The sequence below is a fragment of the Allomuricauda sp. XS_ASV26 genome (assembly GCF_041224615.1).
Taxonomy (GTDB): domain Bacteria; phylum Bacteroidota; class Bacteroidia; order Flavobacteriales; family Flavobacteriaceae; genus Flagellimonas; species Flagellimonas alginolytica.
The window spans coordinates 249,582-268,737 of record NZ_JBGFGK010000030.1 but is presented as its reverse complement, the minus strand read 5'-3'; the positions used below and the strand labels follow the sequence as shown (position 1 = coordinate 268,737).

Genomic DNA, 19,156 nt, shown 5'->3' with positions numbered 1-19,156 from the left:
GCTTTTTTCCAAAGTCGAGGACAAAACTTGACAAGCGATACCATCCCTTTAAGTTTGGTAATGAAGTATAGGATTAAAGAAGGCAAGGTATTGCTCCGTTGGGGAGCCTCGGATAAGTTTACATGGAAACTAGGTGTTGACAATGGATACATTTTGGAAAGGTATACAATCGAACGTGGTGGAGAGCCGGTATTGGATAGGGATGTCAAGATACTTTCAGGCGGACCTATAAAACCTAAACCTTTAATTGAATGGGAGGCCATGGTTGAAAGTAATGATATGGCTGCTGTTGCGGCCCAAGCCATTTATGGGGATAGCTTTACAACCAGTAGAAATGACGATAATTTGCTGATGCAAGTGATCAATGAAAGTGAAGAGTTAGATCAGCGCTTTGCTTTTTCCATGTTTGCCGTAGATCAAGATTTTAAAGTGGCTCAATGTGCTGGTCTTGGCTTTGTGGATACAAGCGTTAAAACAAACGAAAAATACCTGTACAACATCAAATTGGCCAATGTACCAGAAAATGTGAAAAACGGCAACACTGGTGTGCTGGTAGATCCAAAGGACTTGAATGGACTTCCAAAACCTTTCGATTTTGCAGCTTATTATTACAACAATGCCTTTGTACTGATTTGGGAGTACGACTCACTATTAGACTATTACACTAGCTATAATTTGGAAAAATCCGAGGACGGCAAAACATTTAAAAAAATAAATGAAGCTCCGATTACCAAGCTGGCAGTCACCATGGTCTCTGGAATTTCATATACAGACAGTATTCCAGCATATGGCAAAAAATATTGGTACCGCGTAAAGGGAAGAACATTGTTCAGTGAAACAGGGCCACCTTCCGATACAACATCGGTCATTGCCTTTGAAGAACTTTTGGCGGTTCCACAATTTACATCAAACAACATTATTTCAGAGAAAGAAGTGGAGTTGCAATGGGATTTTCCAAAAGATGAAGCCTGGAAACTAATAGGTTTTGATATGCTTCGGGCACCCAAGGCCATAGGCCCCTACAAAGCAGTGGCCACAGCGTTGGATAAGCAAGAAAGAAGTTTTGAATATAGTGGACTAGAGACCATAAATTACTTTAAAGTAAGGGCGCATGGCATCGCAGGGGACTACCAAGACTCTTCACCAGCTATGATTCAGCCCGTGGATTCCATACCTCCTGATAAACCTTTCGGACTTCAGGGTACCGTAGATACGCTTGGTGTGGTACAACTATCTTGGGACCCCAACACAGAAATGGATTTGAAAGGGTACACGGTGTTGCGTGCCGACCGGGAAAACCAAGAATTTAACCGATTGACCAAAAGGGAGATTCTTGAAACTAACTTTCAGGATACCATTAATATAAAAACATTTGCAAGCAAGGTATATTATCGAATCATCGCATCTGACCTTCGTTACAATGAGTCCCCTCCCTCCGATACTTTGATGTTGGAGCGCCCCAGTCGGGTACCGCCCACCAGCCCTGTTTTTACGGAATATGAGCTCTTGGGGGATACGGTTGTTTTAAAATGGACGCCAAGTTCGTCTGAAAAGATTGCCAAACAAGTCATATACCGAAAGACGCTAGGACTCCAAAATAGCCTATGGAAACCTATTTTGGAAACTGGGGAGCGCTCCTTGGCAGAATTTATGGATTTGGAAACTGAACCCAATACCAGATACGGCTATACCATTACTTCTGTAAATTCTGAGGGACTGGAAAGCAAACCATCCCCTTTGCTTGCCATTACGACCCCGCAAATATTGTTGAAACCACAAATTAAGGGATTCTATGCCGAAGTGGATCGGGAAAACAAGCATGTCACCTTGAGTTGGCGCTATAACCAACCCAAAGTACTGGAAATACAGTTGTTCAAAAAGCAAAATGAAGGAGCTCTTACCTTGTTTAAAACCTTTGAGCCTACCACAAGACAATTTAAGGATACAAAGCTGATTCCAAATTCCAATTATGGTTATGGCATAAAAGCGGTTTTTACAGATGGCAGCGCAAGTGAGTGGAACGAAATTGAAGTAACTTATTGAATTATGAATGGAAAACTTGTATTTATTCTGTTTGTTTTTTTATGCATTTTTAAAAGTTTTGGTCAGGAAAATGCAGTATATACAATTCGATTGAATTATGAATTCAAGGAATGGGAAGATGGCTGTGAGAGCTGCTGGACTCATTACAGAGCTTTTCCACATGTTGGATTGACCAGTAGCAACGGAGGAACAATAGATGATTTTTACACGACCAATGAAGAGAGCTTGGAACTCACCTATTATGAGAAAAGAACTTATCAAATTCATCATTTAAATAATAATATTGCGAAAGACTTTTGTGGTGTTCAAGGTTTTAATATTTCAGATGATTTTACGAATAATTCAACCAATGTATGTGTTGCTAGGAAGCATAAGACTGATAGAATTTTGGACTACGGGGAAGTTGTTGAATATGGAAATGCTGATTCTGAGAATATGAACACTTTTTGGTACGATCAACTTAAAAGTTATGCCAAAAGCTGGTTATTGGCATATGAACCAAGTACGGAAGAAAATGAATCTATTTCAAGATACTATTCTGAATTGTTATTTGAAAGAGATGGTGTGCAAGTTGAAGATGGACATTGGGAATATTTGGTGCAAGGCAATAATGACTGGAAACCTATCAATAATAATCAAATAAAAAGTCTTTTTCCATTAAGTATAACAGCAGAAGAACTAGATGATTTGTTACCCGAGGACTTAAAAAGTTTGGGGAATATTAAATTAAGATTTAATTTGTTTGCGCAGGGCTCAGGCTATTACCTAAAATTCAGTAATGCAGAACCTACGCAAGATGTCCACTCAGAAGAAAGAACAATTGGTTTTTACTCTTTTGAAATAAATCCAGAACCACCAGGCCTTGACCCTCAAATAAACCCCAATCCAGCCCCAAGCCCGGTTACTTGCAATGGTGGTTTTGATGGTGGCTTTACCATCACCTTTGACCGTGTACTGACCGATGAAGAAAAAATGGTAATACTTGTTTATCGAAAGACAGGTAATAATACCTATGAGGAAGATCCTTGGGAACCAAGTGGTGAATTACTTGCTGAGGATTTCAATAACAAAACATATGATTTTGAGGGAACCATCCTAAGCGCTGGTACCTATGGTATAAAATGGATGGTTGGGCTTGAGGGAGAAGGTGAAGACGAACTGGAGGTCGTTGATTCTGATTTTGTGGACATAGTTATAAATGAACCCCCAGCCTTCAACATTGAACTAGATGACATTATAAACGTTACCTGCAAAGGTGGCAACGATGGCGAAATTGCCATAAACCCTTCTGGCGGCTCCCCACCGTATACGTTTAATTGGAAAAGGAACGGAAACAATTTCGTTTTGCCACAAGGTTCTACGAACACCCATTTGGTCAACCTACACGAAGGGGCATATACTTTGATTCTAACCGATAGTCATGATTGTAACTATGAGTCCAAAGAATTTGTGGTTGGTTTCGAACACACAAGTCCTCTACTAGATGCATATCAAGTGTTTCAGCCGGGCATATCTCCAAATTACCTACCTACCGGGGCTATTATTATCAACAGTATTATTGGAGGGAGCGGCAATTACATCCTTCATTGGAAAAAAGATGGTAATCCGTTTGAGCCACAAGATCTATACAATTTAAACCAGCTAGAGCCGGGGAGTTATATGCTGACAATAGAAGACGCCGATACTGGTTGTATGTCCGCTGAAAATGTAATTGACATTCTGGAACTAGATCCATTATCAGTCGAAATCACCGAAACCTTGGAAATTACCTGCGAGGGTGATGTAGGAATCCTTGAAGCTAACCCCAGTGGTGGAACCAATGGGGGATACGAGTATCTTTGGTCCACAGGAGAGACTTCACAATCCATAAATGTAGGCCAAGGTGAGTATTTTGTGAAAGTGACTGATAATGGTGACAGTGAGGTGGAGGAGTTTTATGTATTTAATTATGTGAATCCTTTGCTAACCGTTGAGGTCAGTACAGCCGATATTGTATGTAAGGGCGAGGGCACTGGCACTATTGAACTTGATATTTCAGGCGGAACAGGCGGACCTTACACGGTCAGTTGGCTGGATACACAGGATGATGGCCCTGTCAGAAACGATTTGGAAGCGGGGGAATATATCTATTTTGTTTCGGATGGTAAGTGCCAGGTGAGTAATGAAAACGAACCCATTATAATCGATGAACCCGAAGAATTTTTCACCATTGAAAAAATTTCTCAGACCAATATCTCCCTCAATGGAGAAACTGATGGGGCTTTTGAGCTCTCTCTGGAAAATGGTTCGCCCCCATACACCTACAATTGGACTAAAAATGACCAACCCTATGAACCTACGGCGGAATCTACAGATACGCAGTTAGTGGGGTTGGAAGCAGGAACCTATCAAGTTATTATTATCGATGATTTGGGATGTCAGGCCACCTTGGAGCCCCCCATATTGATTAGCGAACCCGATCCTTTGGCCATCGTTGGGGTCAATACGGCCAATGTCAACTGTAAAGGAGACTTTACCGGTTCGATAACAGCAAATGTAACTGGGATTCCACCCTTTACTTATATATGGAAAAAGCAGGGAGATGTAAGTTTTTCAGCGCCAAACCAAAAGACAATCACAGGACTTTCCAGTGGTGTATACATACTATCCGTTTCCGATGCCTCTATTGTGCCCGAGGTGACCGAAATGGTCATGATTTCAGAACCGGAGAAGAAGCTAGATGCGGTGGTTATCCCCAATATCACTGAATGCTTTCTTGGAAATAAAGGGAAAATTCAAATCAGTGCATCAGGTGGATTGGCACCATATAAATATTCCATCAATAAAGGTATCGATTTTCAAGAAGAACCGGTTTTTGATGAATTGGAATCAGGAGAGTATGATGTTGTTGTGCAAGATGCCAACCAATGTGAACATATTACTACCACTATATTGGGTCAACCAGACCAAACCAATGCGGAGTTTGCGATGGCCAGCCAAGTTTTGGTAGGTGAACCTGTTTTGGCTGTGGACCTTAGCTATCCTGTACCGGATGAATTGGAGTGGGTGGTTCCGGACGAGGCGATTGTGTTGAGTAAAAATTCGGATGAATTGGAAATCGTTTTCAATCAGCCAGGAGAATATGAAGTGGGTGTGCTGGCGTATCGGGGGGATTGTTTGTCCACCGAAACCAAGAAGATTTTAGTTTTAGAGGGAGAGGGAATATTAAATGAAGAGGTTGAAGAGGAAAGCGGTAAAAGAATAGAATACTTTATTATCTATCCCAACCCAACCACTGGAAGGTTTACATCAGCTATTCAATTAGGGGAACCTAGTAACATAAGTTTAAAAATATTCGGGCTGGCCAATAACAACCTAATTGCCCAAGAGCAGGCATTTGGTAATGATACGTATGAAATTCCAATGGATATATCCGGGTTGCCATCTGGTTTGTATGTTGTTGTTTTGGAAACACAGTTTGGAAACTCCGTTCAAAAAATAATTCTAAACTGAATCGAATTCTTTTCCAAGAAAAAGTAGGATTTTAATGTTTAAATTTTCGTTAATAAATCATAAAGAGTTATGGTCGGCCAGCACTTTTTTTATCTATGTTTGTAATCGAACAAACTAATAACTAACTCGTTATGAATAAAATTCAACTCTTTGGACTGCTTTTTTTATTGGTATCCACTTCTGCTTTTTCACAGGTTACCACATCCAATATTCGAGGAACAGTTTCGGATGATCAGGGTGTGCCCTTATTGGGTGCAAATGTGGTGGCCGTGCACACACCGACCGGCACACGTTATGGTGCCATAACCAACGAGGAAGGACGCTTTAACCTCCTTAATTTAAGAGTAGGAGGACCTTATGAGGTTTCCATTTCTTATGTCGGATTTAAAGCAGAGACGCAAAACGACGTTTTTTTATCGCTCGGTAAAACATTCAACCTTAATGTCAATTTGGTATCCGATAGTCAACAATTGGAAGAAGTGGTGGTGGTATCGGATAGGGGAGGTACCTTTGGTAGTGACCGGACAGGTGCCGAAACCAGTGTAGGACGAAGGGAGCTGACCCGTTTGCCTACAATTTCAAGGTCGACAAACGATTTTACCCGATTGGAGCCCACTGCCAGCGCCGGTTCGTTTGGAGGAAGAAATGATCAATTCAATAACTTTTCACTGGATGGGGCCATATTTAATAACCCCTTTGGACTGGATGCTGCGCAACCGGGAGGGCAAACGGACGCCAATCCGATTTCCATCGATGCCATTGACCAAATCCAAGTAAGCATTGCTCCGTATGATGTTACCCAATCCGGATTTACGGGAGCCTCCGTAAATGCCGTCACCAAAAGTGGTACAAATGAGTTCTATGGAACCGTTTATGGTTTCTACCGTAACGAGGACCTTACCGGAGGTAAAGTAAAGGGCGATGATGTGTTCAAGGCAGACCTAAGCCAGTCTCAATACGGAATCAGCATAGGTGGCCCCATTGTAAAAAACAAGTTATTCTTCTTTGCCAACTTTGAAAAAGACGATAGGACGGATTTGGGAAGTGCAGGTTTTGTACCAAACAGAGGTACAGGAGGAATAAATGAATCTCGAGTGTTGGCCTCGGATTTTGAATTGGTTTCCAATATTTTAAGCCAGGTAACCATTGGAGACGGGCAGTTCTACGATCCAGGAAGTTTTGAAGGGTTTAATTTTGATCAAGAATCGACCAAAGGCATATTCAAGTTGGATTGGAACATAAACGAAAACAATAGATTGGCAATTATCTACAACTTCTTGAACGCCTCCAAAGAAAAGCCCGCACACCCGACCGCTTTGGGGTTCAGAGGGCCAAATCTAACCACATTGCAATTTGAAAATGCTGGTTATGAAATCAATAATAAAATTCGTTCGGTTCAATTGGAGTTAAATTCTACATTATCCGATCAAGCAATCAATAAATTACAGGTGGGATACACCCATTTTGATGATTTCCGAAATCCAAAATCCACACCGGCACCAACCATCACACTATTGGATGAAAATGGGAGTTCTAACTATATCATTGCAGGTCATGAACCTTTTTCCATTAATAATCGTTTGGATCAAAAGGTGTTTCAGCTTACCAACAACCTCAACTTTTTTGAAGGGGATCATACCTTTACAATCGGATTTTCCTTTGAACGGTTCGAGTTCGATAACTCATTTAATTTAGGCGCCTATGGTGCTCAAGGTGTCTTTTTTCCAACGGGTTCCATAGCAGATTTTAGAGATCCGTCCAACGAAGCCGATCTCGTAGCTTTCTATCAAGATGCATTTAATGCAGCCATAGCAGCGAACAATTCTTTGGAAGCAAATGGAGAGGGAAACCTTAATGGATGGGCTCTGGCCGAAACCAATGTGGGGCAATTGGCTTTTTATTTGCAGGATGAATGGAATGCCACGGAGAATTTTAAATTGACTTATGGAGTGCGTTTTGATCGTCCTCTTTATTTCGATTCTTCTAGAAAAGCTCAGGATGTGATCAAAGTTGCCCCTGCCTATGTTCCCGATATTCCCTATGTTAACCCTAATAATGGGGAGACCGTATTTTTTGACTCCACTAAAATGCCCACTGATCAGTGGTTGGTATCGCCTCGCCTAGGATTTAATTGGGATGTAAATGGGGACAATACCCTTCAGTTAAGAGGAGGAACAGGTGTGTTTACAGGACGTTTCCCTTTTGTTTGGTTGGGCAATCAAATAGCAAATCCAAATGTTTTCTTTTATCAAGTAGTAGCCCCGGATTTTAAATGGCCACAAGTATGGAGAACTAGCTTGGGTGCAGATTATAGATTCGACAGTGGATTGATTCTTACTGCCGACCTTTCATATTCCAAAGATGTAAACGGCCCGCACGTACAAAACTGGGGCTTGACCGAACCATCTGAAACATTGCAAGGAGTGGATACCAGGCCAGTTTACGCCGACAGTGATTTGATCAACAATGCTTATGTATTCTCCAATTCCAATAAAGGTAGAATTTGGAACGCAGTCCTCAAGGCACAGAAAACTTTTGATAATGGCTTGTACACGAGTTTGGCCTATAGTTACCTAAATTCAAAGGATGTTAATTCCATTGAAGCGGAAATAACAGGAGATGCTTTTGTGGCCAATGCAATTTCCGGTAATACCAATGATGATGTATTGTCCTACTCGAGGTATGGCGATACCCATAGATTCGTTGGTGTTATTTCAAAGGCCTTTAAAACAGGGACCACCATTTCCGCGTTTTATGAGTACGCGCAAGGAGGAAGGTTCAACTATATTTATGGAGGAGATATCAACAACGATGGTTCGGCCATAAACGATCTTCTATATATACCCACTGCATCGGAAATTGGACAAATGAACTTTGCCAGTGCCGATCAGGCCCAAGCCTTTGAACAATTTATTCAACAAGATGATTATTTAAGCGATAATCGAGGGGAATATGCCGAAAGATATGGAGCGTTGGCTCCTTGGAGAGGTAGATGGGACATGAAAATTCTCCAAGATATTAAGATTACCGACAAAAATACCATTCAATTAAGTGTTGATGTTCTTAATATTGGAAACTTGATCAGCTCTGACTGGGGAATTGTTGAAATTCCGCAAAATCAACAGGTTTTGGGAGTTACTGTTGACGAGAACAATGTTCCGACATATACTTTTGATACGAACTTTACTGATACCTTTAGCTCGGATACAAGCTTGTTGTCCAGATGGCAGGCTCAATTTGGAGTTCGCTATATATTTAACTAACTATTGCAGAAATACAGTGTAAAGGCTGCGCTATTGCGTAGCCTTTTTTATTTTTGCAGCATGAAATATAAAAGACTTTCTAAGGAACAACTGGAAGAACTGCACCCGGAATTTATCAACTTTTTGGCAACACAATCCATTACAGCAGATGAGTGGAAGACCATAAAAGAAGAAAAACCTGATGTGGCCGAAGAAGAGATTGATGTTTTCAGCGATTTAATATGGGAAGGTGTTCTGAACAAGGTGGAGTATTTGGAGAACATTTCCGAAAGGCACATGCATTTATTTCACTTGACGGATAAGGAAATGAAGTTATTTTCTGTGAAGATTCTTAATCCCGAAATCGACCTTCGGACCGAGGTAGGTTTTGGTTGGTTCAAAAGAAATTACCAATCCGACTTTGTGGAATACCTGTCAGCTTCCAAAGCTTATGGCGAGGATAAGAATGTCGATAAATTTGAACTCATCAAGCAAGGGGCAGTAATCACTAAAGGAGAACTGTACCAATGGTTCGAGCAGATCATGGAACATTGATTGCGAAGCGGAACTTAATTATTAAAGATCAAACCTAACTATATATAAGAATTGGTTTTAACAACCCAGAATGGGATATAATATAGTAACAAAGGGCGGCCAATTTTGGCCGCCCTTTGTTTTCGGTTGCATAGTTTGCTGTTTAATCAAAACTTATTCCAATCCATAAAATTCCATTACTTCGTGGTAATTGGCAACATCTATTCCGGCACTTTTTAAATTATTGGTTGCGGAATTTTTACCGGCCATAGAATCCGAGTTGATCTCAACCATTGCAATGTGCAAGATAGCGGATATATTTTCTGCCCATTCTGGAAAAGCGGTAGGAGTTCCATCTATATTATATGCAATCAATCCAAATAGACCTTCGGCATACAGGTATTCTAGCCTAATATCCAGACCTATAATTGTGCCTGGTAAATGGTAAAAAGAACTCTTCTCTAACTCGGAAACTTCTAAATAAACTAACAAAACATGGTTTTGTAATGCCTCGGTAGTAAATTCAGGAACTTCAATACTGATTGCCCCGCCATCAGCTTGTGTAATATCGAACTCTAGCTTGGTTACATTGGCATTGCCATTTTCTCCTTGTTCCCCCTGAGGTCCTTGTTCCCCCTGAGGTCCTATTTCACCTTGGATCCCTTGTTCGCCATCTTCACCTTGAATTCCTTGTTCTCCATCTTCGCCAGAGCAAGAAAATAATAAAGTGCTGACAATTAAGCAGCTGAAAAATAAAATTTTTGAAGTTTTCATGTTGTATGGTTTAACAGTTAAAGGTTCAAAGAGAAAACAAATACTCTCATTTTACATCTGTCAATTGATAGATGAGTGGTTTGATTTGATGGATGCTTATTTTCAATTCATATAGTTTTTGGAAAAGGATTTTAAATTTGAAGTTTTGTCTAATTCTCCAATGAAGAATAAATTTTTTAACACCGTATATTTGCACGAGAATTTAATACCACATGGCAAAAAAACCATCCATCCCAAAGGGAACTAGAGATTTTTCACCGGCAGAAGTGGCCAAACGCAACTATATTATCCATACCATTAAAAAGCATTTCGAAACCTATGGTTTTCAACCTATCGAGACGCCGTCTTTTGAGAATTCGGATACGCTCTTGGGCAAATATGGGGATGAAGGGGACCGTTTGATATTTAAAATCTTGAATTCTGGCGATTTTATCTCCAAAGTGGATGATGTTACCTACAGCTCCAAGAATTCAGCAACCTTGACGCCGAAAATCTCGGAAAAAGCACTCCGCTACGATCTTACGGTGCCGTTTGCCCGGTATGTGGTAATGCACCAGAACGAGATAGATTTCCCTTTCAAGCGTTATCAAATCCAGCCTGTGTGGCGTGCGGACCGACCACAAAAAGGGCGTTTTCGTGAGTTTTACCAGTGCGATGCCGATGTGGTTGGGGCCAATTCCCTGCTTCAGGAAGTAGAGTTTGTTCAACTTTACGATGCCGTTTTTACGGATTTGGGATTAGAGGGAGCTACCATCAAAATAAACAACAGAAAAATTTTATCCGGAATCGCAGAGGTCATTGGGGCCAAACATTTGTTGGTCGACTTTACGGTGGCATTGGATAAATTGGACAAAATAGGCGAGGAGAAGGTAAAGGCGGAGATGTTGCAGAAAGGCATTTCCGAAGCTGCTATTGCCAAAGCACAGCCTTTGTTCGATATGTCGGGGACTGCTGCCGAGCAACTGGAAAAGCTAAAGGCCATTCTTGCTGATTCCGAAATTGGTATGCTCGGTGTGTCAGAACTGGAAGAAATTATTGCAACGGTGGACCTTTTGGGATTGCAATCGGCCAAGCTTAAGTTGGACGTAACCCTTGCCCGTGGTCTCAATTATTATACAGGCGCCATTTTCGAAGTTGCAGCGCCGGAAGGGGTAAAAATGGGTTCCATTGGCGGTGGCGGCCGTTACGATGACCTTACCGGTATTTTTGGACTAAAAGATGTGAGCGGCGTTGGTATTTCTTTCGGATTGGACCGTATTTATTTGGTTATGGAGGAGTTGGGCTTGTTTCCGGACAGTCTGGACACATCTTTGGATGTACTGTGCCTCAACTTTGGTAAAAAAGAAGCGCAAGCTGCTCTACAATTGGTGGCGGATCTACGTAGAAATGGTGTACGAGCGGATTTGTACCCTACGGATACCAAAGTACAGAAACAATTTAAATACGCAGATAAAAGAGGAGTGCCATATGTAATTCTTTTGGGTGAAGAAGAATTGAACACGAATGCTTTTGTGGTTAAAGAAATGAAGAGCGGCGGGCACAAAGCTTATGCTATTGATGCTGTGGCGAAGTTTGCCAAGGATATTATAAACTAGACTCTTTTTTTTATTTCTTGTACAATGGTTTTGTAATAGGTAGGTCCGTGTGGGACATATTTACCCACGGAGGCCAGTCCCCAAGTTTCTTCGGCAAACTTGAACAGGGGTGTCAGGGCCAAATTTTCTACTTCGTTTTTTTGTTTAACAAGTTGGTCCAGTGGTGATTTGAGTTGGCACAAGTAAATGTGATGCAGCTCGGCATCGATAAAATCCTCGGAAATTTTATGTACAGCTTTAAAAGTTCCCAGGGATTTCAGGTCAGTTTCGTTTATAGTCAGGCCTATTTCTTCCCTAACTTCCCTTATGGCCGCAGCAACAACATTCTCGCCAGCGGAAACATGCCCTGCGACCGAAACATCCCAAAGTAAAGGATGGGTGGCCTTGTTTTTCCCCCGTTGCTGTATCAAAATACGACCATCTATAGTGTATAACCAAACATGGACGGTAGGATGCAAAAGCCCTTTTTGATGGGCTTCCGATTTTAAACAGGATTTCCCCGTCGGTTTTCCATGTTCGTCCAAAATGTCGATGCGCTCATCCATATTACCTAAAGATAAAAAAAAGTCACCCCGAAAATGTTTCAGGGTGACAGAATTTTATTAGCTGAAAATATGGATGGGGTTCAGTTAATCAAAATAACTAAAAGTTTCCCCATCTTTTATATTCAACAATGTTTCGTAGATCAAGCGGATTACGTTTTCCACATCGTCCTTATGTACCGTTTCCACTGTAGTGTGCATATAGCGCAACGGAAGTGAGATCAAGGCAGAGGCAACACCGCCATTGCTGTAGGCAAAGGCATCGGTATCCGTACCCGTAAAGCGGGAAGAGGCATTTCGCTGGAAGGGTATTTTATGGGCTTCTGCAGTTTCCAAAATACGCTCACGAAGTTTATTCTGTACCGCTGGAGCATACGAAACCACCGGACCGTCGCCGATCTTTGTTTCTCCTTCCGTCTTTTTATTGATCATTGGGGTAGTGGTGTCGTGGCAAACATCTGTAACGATCGCAACATTGGGTTTTATGGTCTGTGTAATCATTTCTGCACCACGTAGTCCAATTTCCTCTTGTACCGAATTGGTAATGTACAATCCAAAAGGAAGTTCTTTTTTGTTCTCTTTGAGCAAACGGGCCACTTCGGCAATCATAAATCCGCCCATACGGTTGTCCAAGGCCCTACAAACAAACTTGTCCTTGTTCAATATATGGAATTGGTCCGGGTAAGTGATCACGCAACCAACATGAACGCCCATTTTTTCCACTTCCTCCTTGTTCTTGGCACCTATATCGATAAAAATGTTGTCTAATTTTGGAGGTTCCTCCTTGGCTTTGTTCCTGGTGTGGATGGCAGGCCATCCAAAAACACCTTTTACAATACCATTTTTAGTGTGGATGTTCACCCATTTCGATGGTGCAATTTGGTGGTCGCTTCCTCCATTTCGGATAACGTAGAGCAAACCTTCTTCAGTAATATAATTAACGTACCAAGAAATTTCATCAGAGTGTCCTTCTATAACCACTCTATATTTGGCATCTGGATTGATTACCCCAACGGCAGTGCCGTAAGTGTCCGTAATAAACTCGTCCACATAAGGTTTTAAGTAATCCATCCAGATTTTTTGACCTTCCCATTCGTATCCGGTGGGAGAGGCGTTGTTTAAATATTTTTCTAGAAATTCGAGGGATTTTTCGTTGATGATATTCTTCTTTGCCATGAATATGATTTAGTCTACAAAAATAAGAATATTCACTTTTATTTAATAACCATATCATACCTTTATCCTTACTTTTGGCAAGACTATTGAGTAAAAAATCTTATGCTGCGTAACTGCTTACTTTTTGTTTTTATGGCAATTACGGCTCTTGGGTTTGCTCAGGAGCCTGCAAAGGATTCCCTTATGGTACCGTTGGATTCCACGGTAAATGATGCTTTTGATGACTACTATGTCCGATTTGAAGGGGACTCTATTTTAATGAGTTCAATTGCCTTGGACGAAGTTTATATTTTTGGTAAACTGGAATTCGCCGACCAAAAGGATAAACTCAGATATTACATTCTTCGAAGAAAAACCTTAAAAGTGTATCCATACGCTAAATTGGCCGCTGAACGATTGGTGGAGTTGAACGATAGCCTACAGCACATCAAAAAACGGAAACACCAAAGACGTTATACCCGAAAGGTCCAAAAATATATAGAAGGGGAATTTTCCGAAGAATTAAAAAAGTTGACCCGGACCGAAGGTCAAATTCTAGTAAAGTTGATACACCGTCAAACCGGGACAACAGCCTTTGATTTGGTTAAAGAACTGCGTAACGGTTGGCGGGCCTTTTGGTACAATACCACAGCAAGTTTGTTCAAAATCAGTTTAAAGGAAGAGTTTAGGCCAGAAATTGTCCACGAGGATTATTTAATCGAGGATATTTTGCAAAGGGCTTTTGCTGCCAGTCGATTGGAGCGACAAAAATCAGTTTTGGATTACGATTATGCCCAATTGACCAATAAATGGAAAAACACACCACCAAGTGCAGAGAATTAATCTTTGGGCTTTTTTCCAAATATGGCTTCCATTACAATGCCTACCGATCTAAATCCCAAATAAATAGCCAAAATGGCAAAGAGGGCACCTAAAATTAAAACGGGCCAGTAGAATGGATGTCCTTCATTCTTAAAGGCCTGATAAATTAAAACAGGTCCCATGAACATGGCCAGCACTGTGTAACCAAACGATTTTATTCCTTTTACCAGAAGTTCCTTGTTCGTATGCCTCATGGGACCAAAGTAGGAATATTAGCTTATATTTAAAGGATATCGAACCAATAAATTAAGCATGGAGCTACTAATTCTCGGAGTTGTCGTCCTTTTTATCATTATTGCCACCGTAAAATTTAAAATGCACCCAATTTTCTCTTTGACCATTGCTGCGGTGGCCTCTGGTTTTTTGTTGGGGATCGCACCTCAAGAAATAATGTCGACCATGGCGGAAGGTTTCGGGAAAACACTTTCGGGCATAGGTTTGGTGATCGCTTTTGGAACCGTAATAGGGATTTATTTGGAAAAAACCGGAAGTACCCAGATTTTGGCCAATAGTATTTTAAAGGTAATCGGGCTTAAAAGGTCTCCTTTGGCCATTAATTTGGCGGGATTCGTAATATCCATTCCTGTTTATTGTGATTCGGGATACATAATACTTTCATCTTTGAACAGGGCCATAAGTAAAAAAACCGGTATCCCTGCTTTGGTATTTGCCATTGCGTTGGCGACCGGATTGTATTCGGCGCACGTATTTGTGCCGCCAACACCAGGACCGTTGGCCGCTGCCGCCATTTTAGATGCTGATTTAGGTACAGTTTTAATTCTAGGGCTTTTGGTTGCGGTCCCTGTTTCTATCTCTGGTTACGTTTGGGCGCGGTTTATAGGAAAAACTTTGAACGAGGAGGAGCATAAGGAGCAAGTGGTGGAAAAAAGCGAGCTTGGCGCTACTATAAAACCATATAGAGCTTTCCTGCCTTTATTGGTGCCTATTGTTTTGATCGCTATGAATTCAATTGTGAACTACCCAACAAGACCGTTGGGGGAAGGGTGGGTGTTTTTTACTTTTGATTTTATAGGGAGTCCCGTAATTGCATTGTTGGTCGGGGTAATTTTTGCCTTTGCGCTGGGCAGTAAATTTTCGTCAGAACAAAAAAAAGATTGGGTTCCCGAAGCGTTTAGGCAAGCAGGGTCCATAGTGCTGATTACTGGTGCCGGCGGTGCATTTGGAGCCATTTTAAGGACTATGGACATTGCTTCTATAATAAATTTGGAGTCCAGTAGCGGTATTGGTGGTCTGCTGATAGCTTTTGTGATTGCAGCGGTTCTCAAAACAGCCCAGGGCTCGTCCACTGTTGCCATAATTACCACATCCGCAATTATAGCACCTTTATTGGAAACCTTTGGTTTGATTTCCATAACGGAAAAAGCACTCGCAGTTTTGGCCATAGGCGCTGGGGCCATGACAGTTTCGCATATAAACGACAGCTATTTTTGGGTGGTTTCTCAATTTTCCAATATGAACGTAAAAACAGCTCTGAGAGGACATACTTTGGGTACACTCATCCAAGGTGTAATCGGTATTTTAATGATTTTGATCCTCTATGTACTGCTCTAAAATGCTATTGGACAATAAGGCTCGAAGTATATTCCTGTGCCACGGCAAAGAAACCCAGCGCATAGTCGTTGGGCCGTTCCACATTATCCAAAATAGTAATATTGTCCAGTCCGGTAATATCGAACACATTGCCGCGAACGGTTGCCACCGGAGTTTGAAAAAACCCACCATCGTTCTGGGTCTGCTCAAGAACCAAATCCATGTAGTTGTAGAATTCCTCTGTAGAGCCTAGAATACTAACGGTTACCTCGTCGCCGGCAGAAATTTCATCATCGTAGAAATAGGAGAATTCAAATTGTTGACCTTGGAAGAATTCATCTTCGATCACCAAAAACTCATTGTACATAAAATCGAACACATAGTAATTGTCCTTAGTACCATCATCGGTAAATGTTACCTTTATTTCGGTTTCATCTTCATCTATAAATGTGTCCATACCCTGTTCCAAATTGTCTATGGGCACCGTATGTGCATATTCCGTCTGCGCAAAGTACTTCCTGTCCTTGTGTGTAAGCTGTAGGATAAACACAACACCTGGCTCTGCCGAGGCAGTCCTAATTCGCTGATCTGTTGTAAAATTTGGGTCTGGAACATATACTCCTGTACCCGGTGCTTCCTCGGTCAGGTTGCAAAAAGATAGCGTTTCAAACAATCCTTCGTCTGTTAGAACCCCATAGCTTATCACTGCATTTTCCACTTGTGTGGGTTGGTTCTCATCAAAAAACTGACTGGTTTCGCGCATGGTGATCCTTACGTCCACAAATTCTTCACTTTTGTCAACACGTAAAAGTCCATCAACTACCAGTCGTGCTTCCACTTCGGGTAGATCCACATCGATGGGGTCTTCGCAAGCGCCAATAATTAAAGTGATAAAAATGTATGTTATAATCCTTTTCATATCACTAGAATTTAAAATTATAGGTTACGGACGGAACTATGCCAAAAATAGCGGTACGAACGGCTTCGTTACGCCCAGTATCCTCATTTTCCCTAAAATTGATGGATGCCGCATTTTTACGGCTGTAGGCATTATAAATACTAAATACCCATTCGGATTGTATTTTCTTGCGGCTGTTTCGTTTGGGTGTTAGGGTGGCGGAAATATCCAATCGATGATAATCCGGTAACCGTTCTTTATTGCGCAAACCGTAATAGGGAACATTTACACCTTCAAACTCGAACTGACCAATGGGATAGTTGGTAGGTTGCCCTGTTTGATAAACAAAATTGGCATTGATATTCCATTTTTCGTTTAGGTCAAAGCTTCCGTAAAGGGAAAGGTCGTGGGTTTTGTCATACGGAGTATTGTACCAATCCCCAAAATTGATTCCGGTCTCCAGATTGGAACGTCCAGAATCGAACCCTAGCTCCCTGCCAGGGGTTCTTTGTTCCGATTTGGAGAGTGTATAGGCCAGCCAACCCTTGAACCGTCCTTCATTTTTTCGGAACAGGACCTCCAATCCGTATGCCCTTGCCTCTCCGTTCAGTATTACCCTTTCTATAGCCTTGTTCGCAATAAGGTTGGCTCCATCTATATAATCTATCCTGTTTTGGATGTCCTTATAAAAGGCCTCGGTCTCCAAACTGTATTCACCATTTTTTATATTTCTAAAATATCCCACGGCGTATTGATCTAGCAATTGCGGCTTTACAAAAGGGCCACTTGGTGTCCAAACATCCAAGGGCGTAGGGGAGTTGGTATTGGATAACAAGTGCAGATACTGGGCCAATCGGGTGTAACTTGCTTTAATGGAGTTTTTTTCCTTGAACGAATAGGACATGGAAATTCTGGGCTCCAGATTAAAAAAGGTCTTGAGGGTTTCTCCTCGCCCGGGACTAATCGTATCTATTGCCTCCCCTTCACGGTAAGTAAGGGTAAAAGGGTCAAATTCAACTGGGTTGTTGTTCTCGTATACGTAAAATTCATCTTGTCCAAAACGATTGAATTGGCTGGCCCTTAGCCCATATTGTATACTTAGGTTGTTTGTTATTTTTTGTTCTACGTCGATATATACAGCATTTTCATTTGCATATTTTTTGGTCAACTGTTCTTCCAGAATGCCTGAGTCGGGACTGTTGGGTACAATTTTTCCGGGATTGAACACATAGTAAATACCGTTCACACCATAATTTAATTGAAACTTGTCGTTCAAGTAGTGTTTGAGGTCATATTTAATGTTAAAGTTACGAATGCCCGAATCCCATTCAAACCCCACAAAATCAAGCTCTAAACCATAATAATAATCGGAATAGATCAAAGAAAGATTGGAGAACAGTTTGTCGGAGAACAAATGGTTCCAGCGTAAATTTCCGACGGCATTCCCATAGACATTAACAAATCGCTCGTTTACATTAAAAAGGTCGCGGCCAAAGTACCCGGATAGGAATATGTTGTTGTTTTCATTTATTCTGTGATTGATTTTTGCGTTCAGATCATAAAAGTATGCCTTGCTGTTGATGTCGAACAAGGGCAAGAACAAATGGGCGTACGAAGCTCTACCGCCAATTAAAAAGGCTGCTCTATCTTTTTGGATGGGTCCTTCCACGAGCAATCGACTGGCTACCGCACCGATACCTCCGTTTACTTTTAAATCTTTACTATTACCCTCTTTCTGAAAAATATCGAGTACGGATGAGACCCTACCACCATACCTAGCGGGAATTCCTCCTTTAAAAAGCTTGACATCCTTAATGGCATCCGGATTAAAAACGGAGAAGAACCCGAAAAGGTGGGAAGAGTTAAAAACGGTCGCCTCATCCAATAAAATCAGATTTTGGTCGGCGGCCCCACCGCGTACATTAAATCCGGAAGAGGCTTCACCGGCATTTGTGACCCCGGGCAACAACACCAAGGATTTTATAACATCTGCCTCGCCAAGTACCACGGGCACTTGCTTTATGGTCTTTGCGGTCAAAGTGGTCACGCTCATTTGTGGTTTACGGATATCCAGTCGTTCTACATCTTCCGTGACCACAACTTCCTCTAATTCTTCGGCTTTTTCAAAAAGGTTAAAGTCCTGCTTTCGATTTTGGTCGAGATTTATGGTCTCTATTACTTCTTGAAAACCTAGATAACTAACGATTACCTGGTACTGCCCTTTGGGCAGGGTAATGGAATAAAAACCATATTCGTTTGTGGTCGTACCGGTTTTGAGCTCGGAAATGGCCACGGTTACTCCGATCAGGGTCTCGTTACTGGTAGCTTCGGAAATTGTACCGCTCAGTGTGTAGCGCTGTTGGGCCTGGAGCACAAAAAAATGCCCAAACAGGGCGAGCAATAGTGCAAGTAAATGTCTGGGCATTCGATTGGTTTTTTTAAAAGTAC

Annotated in this window: 13 protein-coding genes; 7 read left to right on the top strand and 6 right to left on the bottom strand. The window is 41.5% G+C overall.

Annotated features, from left to right (window positions below; all coding sequences use genetic code 11):
* The first annotated feature begins 60 nt into the window (after positions 1-60).
* From AB9K32_RS06345 to AB9K32_RS06330, 4 genes are all read left to right on the top strand, one after another.
* The gene (locus AB9K32_RS06345) at positions 61-2,043 is read left to right on the top strand and encodes a hypothetical protein (protein WP_369884694.1); all 1,983 of its coding nucleotides are present in this window, start codon (positions 61-63) and stop codon (positions 2,041-2,043) included.
* Positions 2,044-2,046: 3 nt separating this feature from the next.
* Positions 2,047-5,535: a T9SS type A sorting domain-containing protein gene (locus AB9K32_RS06340; protein ID WP_369884693.1), complete on the top strand. Its 3,489-nt coding sequence runs from the start codon at positions 2,047-2,049 to the stop codon at positions 5,533-5,535.
* Positions 5,536-5,666: 131 nt separating this feature from the next.
* Positions 5,667-8,798 carry a TonB-dependent receptor domain-containing protein gene (locus AB9K32_RS06335; RefSeq protein WP_369884692.1) on the top strand — a complete coding sequence of 1,044 codons (3,132 nt, stop codon included), beginning with the start codon at positions 5,667-5,669 and terminating at the stop codon, positions 8,796-8,798.
* A gap of 60 nt (positions 8,799-8,858) precedes the next feature.
* Positions 8,859-9,332, top strand: a complete 474-nt coding sequence (locus AB9K32_RS06330; RefSeq protein WP_224836660.1) for a DUF6495 family protein — start codon at positions 8,859-8,861, stop codon at positions 9,330-9,332.
* A gap of 153 nt (positions 9,333-9,485) precedes the next feature.
* Here the strand turns inward: AB9K32_RS06330 and AB9K32_RS06325 are convergent, their stop codons facing one another.
* The gene (locus AB9K32_RS06325; protein ID WP_369884691.1) at positions 9,486-10,085 is read right to left on the bottom strand and encodes a hypothetical protein; all 600 of its coding nucleotides are present in this window, start codon (positions 10,083-10,085) and stop codon (positions 9,486-9,488) included.
* 212 nt (positions 10,086-10,297) lie between these two features.
* Here AB9K32_RS06325 and hisS point away from each other — a divergent pair, with 212 nt between their 5' ends.
* Positions 10,298-11,680, top strand: coding sequence for a histidine--tRNA ligase (gene hisS / locus AB9K32_RS06320; protein WP_369884690.1), 1,383 nt, complete (start codon positions 10,298-10,300; stop codon positions 11,678-11,680).
* Here hisS and AB9K32_RS06315 read toward each other — a convergent pair.
* Entirely contained in the window at positions 11,677-12,225 is a 549-nt protein-coding gene (locus AB9K32_RS06315; RefSeq protein ID WP_369884689.1) for an NUDIX domain-containing protein, read from the bottom strand. The two genes, hisS and AB9K32_RS06315, sit on opposite strands and share 4 nt — an antisense overlap.
* Positions 12,226-12,309: 84 nt before the next feature.
* Positions 12,310-13,398 carry a M42 family metallopeptidase gene (locus AB9K32_RS06310; RefSeq protein ID WP_224836663.1) on the bottom strand — a complete coding sequence of 363 codons (1,089 nt, stop codon included), beginning with the start codon at positions 13,396-13,398 and terminating at the stop codon, positions 12,310-12,312.
* Between the two features lie 132 nt (positions 13,399-13,530).
* On the opposite strand from AB9K32_RS06310, the gene AB9K32_RS06305 reads away from it, so the two are divergent.
* Positions 13,531-14,220: a DUF4294 domain-containing protein gene (locus AB9K32_RS06305; RefSeq protein ID WP_369884688.1), complete on the top strand. Its 690-nt coding sequence runs from the start codon at positions 13,531-13,533 to the stop codon at positions 14,218-14,220.
* Here the strand turns inward: AB9K32_RS06305 and AB9K32_RS06300 are convergent.
* Positions 14,217-14,453: a DUF6095 family protein gene (locus AB9K32_RS06300; RefSeq protein WP_224836665.1), complete on the bottom strand. Its 237-nt coding sequence runs from the start codon at positions 14,451-14,453 to the stop codon at positions 14,217-14,219. The genes AB9K32_RS06305 and AB9K32_RS06300 overlap by 4 nt on opposite strands.
* Positions 14,454-14,511: 58 nt before the next feature.
* On the opposite strand from AB9K32_RS06300, the gene AB9K32_RS06295 reads away from it, so the two are divergent.
* A complete protein-coding gene (locus AB9K32_RS06295; protein ID WP_369884687.1) occupies positions 14,512-15,831 on the top strand; it encodes a GntP family permease in 1,320 nt (439 codons plus the stop codon).
* 4 nt (positions 15,832-15,835) lie between these two features.
* Here the strand turns inward: AB9K32_RS06295 and AB9K32_RS06290 are convergent, their stop codons facing one another.
* Positions 15,836-16,729, bottom strand: coding sequence for a DUF4249 family protein (locus AB9K32_RS06290; RefSeq protein ID WP_293294992.1), 894 nt, complete (start codon positions 16,727-16,729; stop codon positions 15,836-15,838).
* Between the two features lie 4 nt (positions 16,730-16,733).
* Positions 16,734-19,133 (bottom strand): carboxypeptidase-like regulatory domain-containing protein, encoded by a 2,400-nt coding sequence (locus AB9K32_RS06285; RefSeq protein WP_369884686.1) that lies wholly within the window; start codon positions 19,131-19,133, stop codon positions 16,734-16,736.
* Positions 19,134-19,156: the final 23 nt, after the last annotated feature.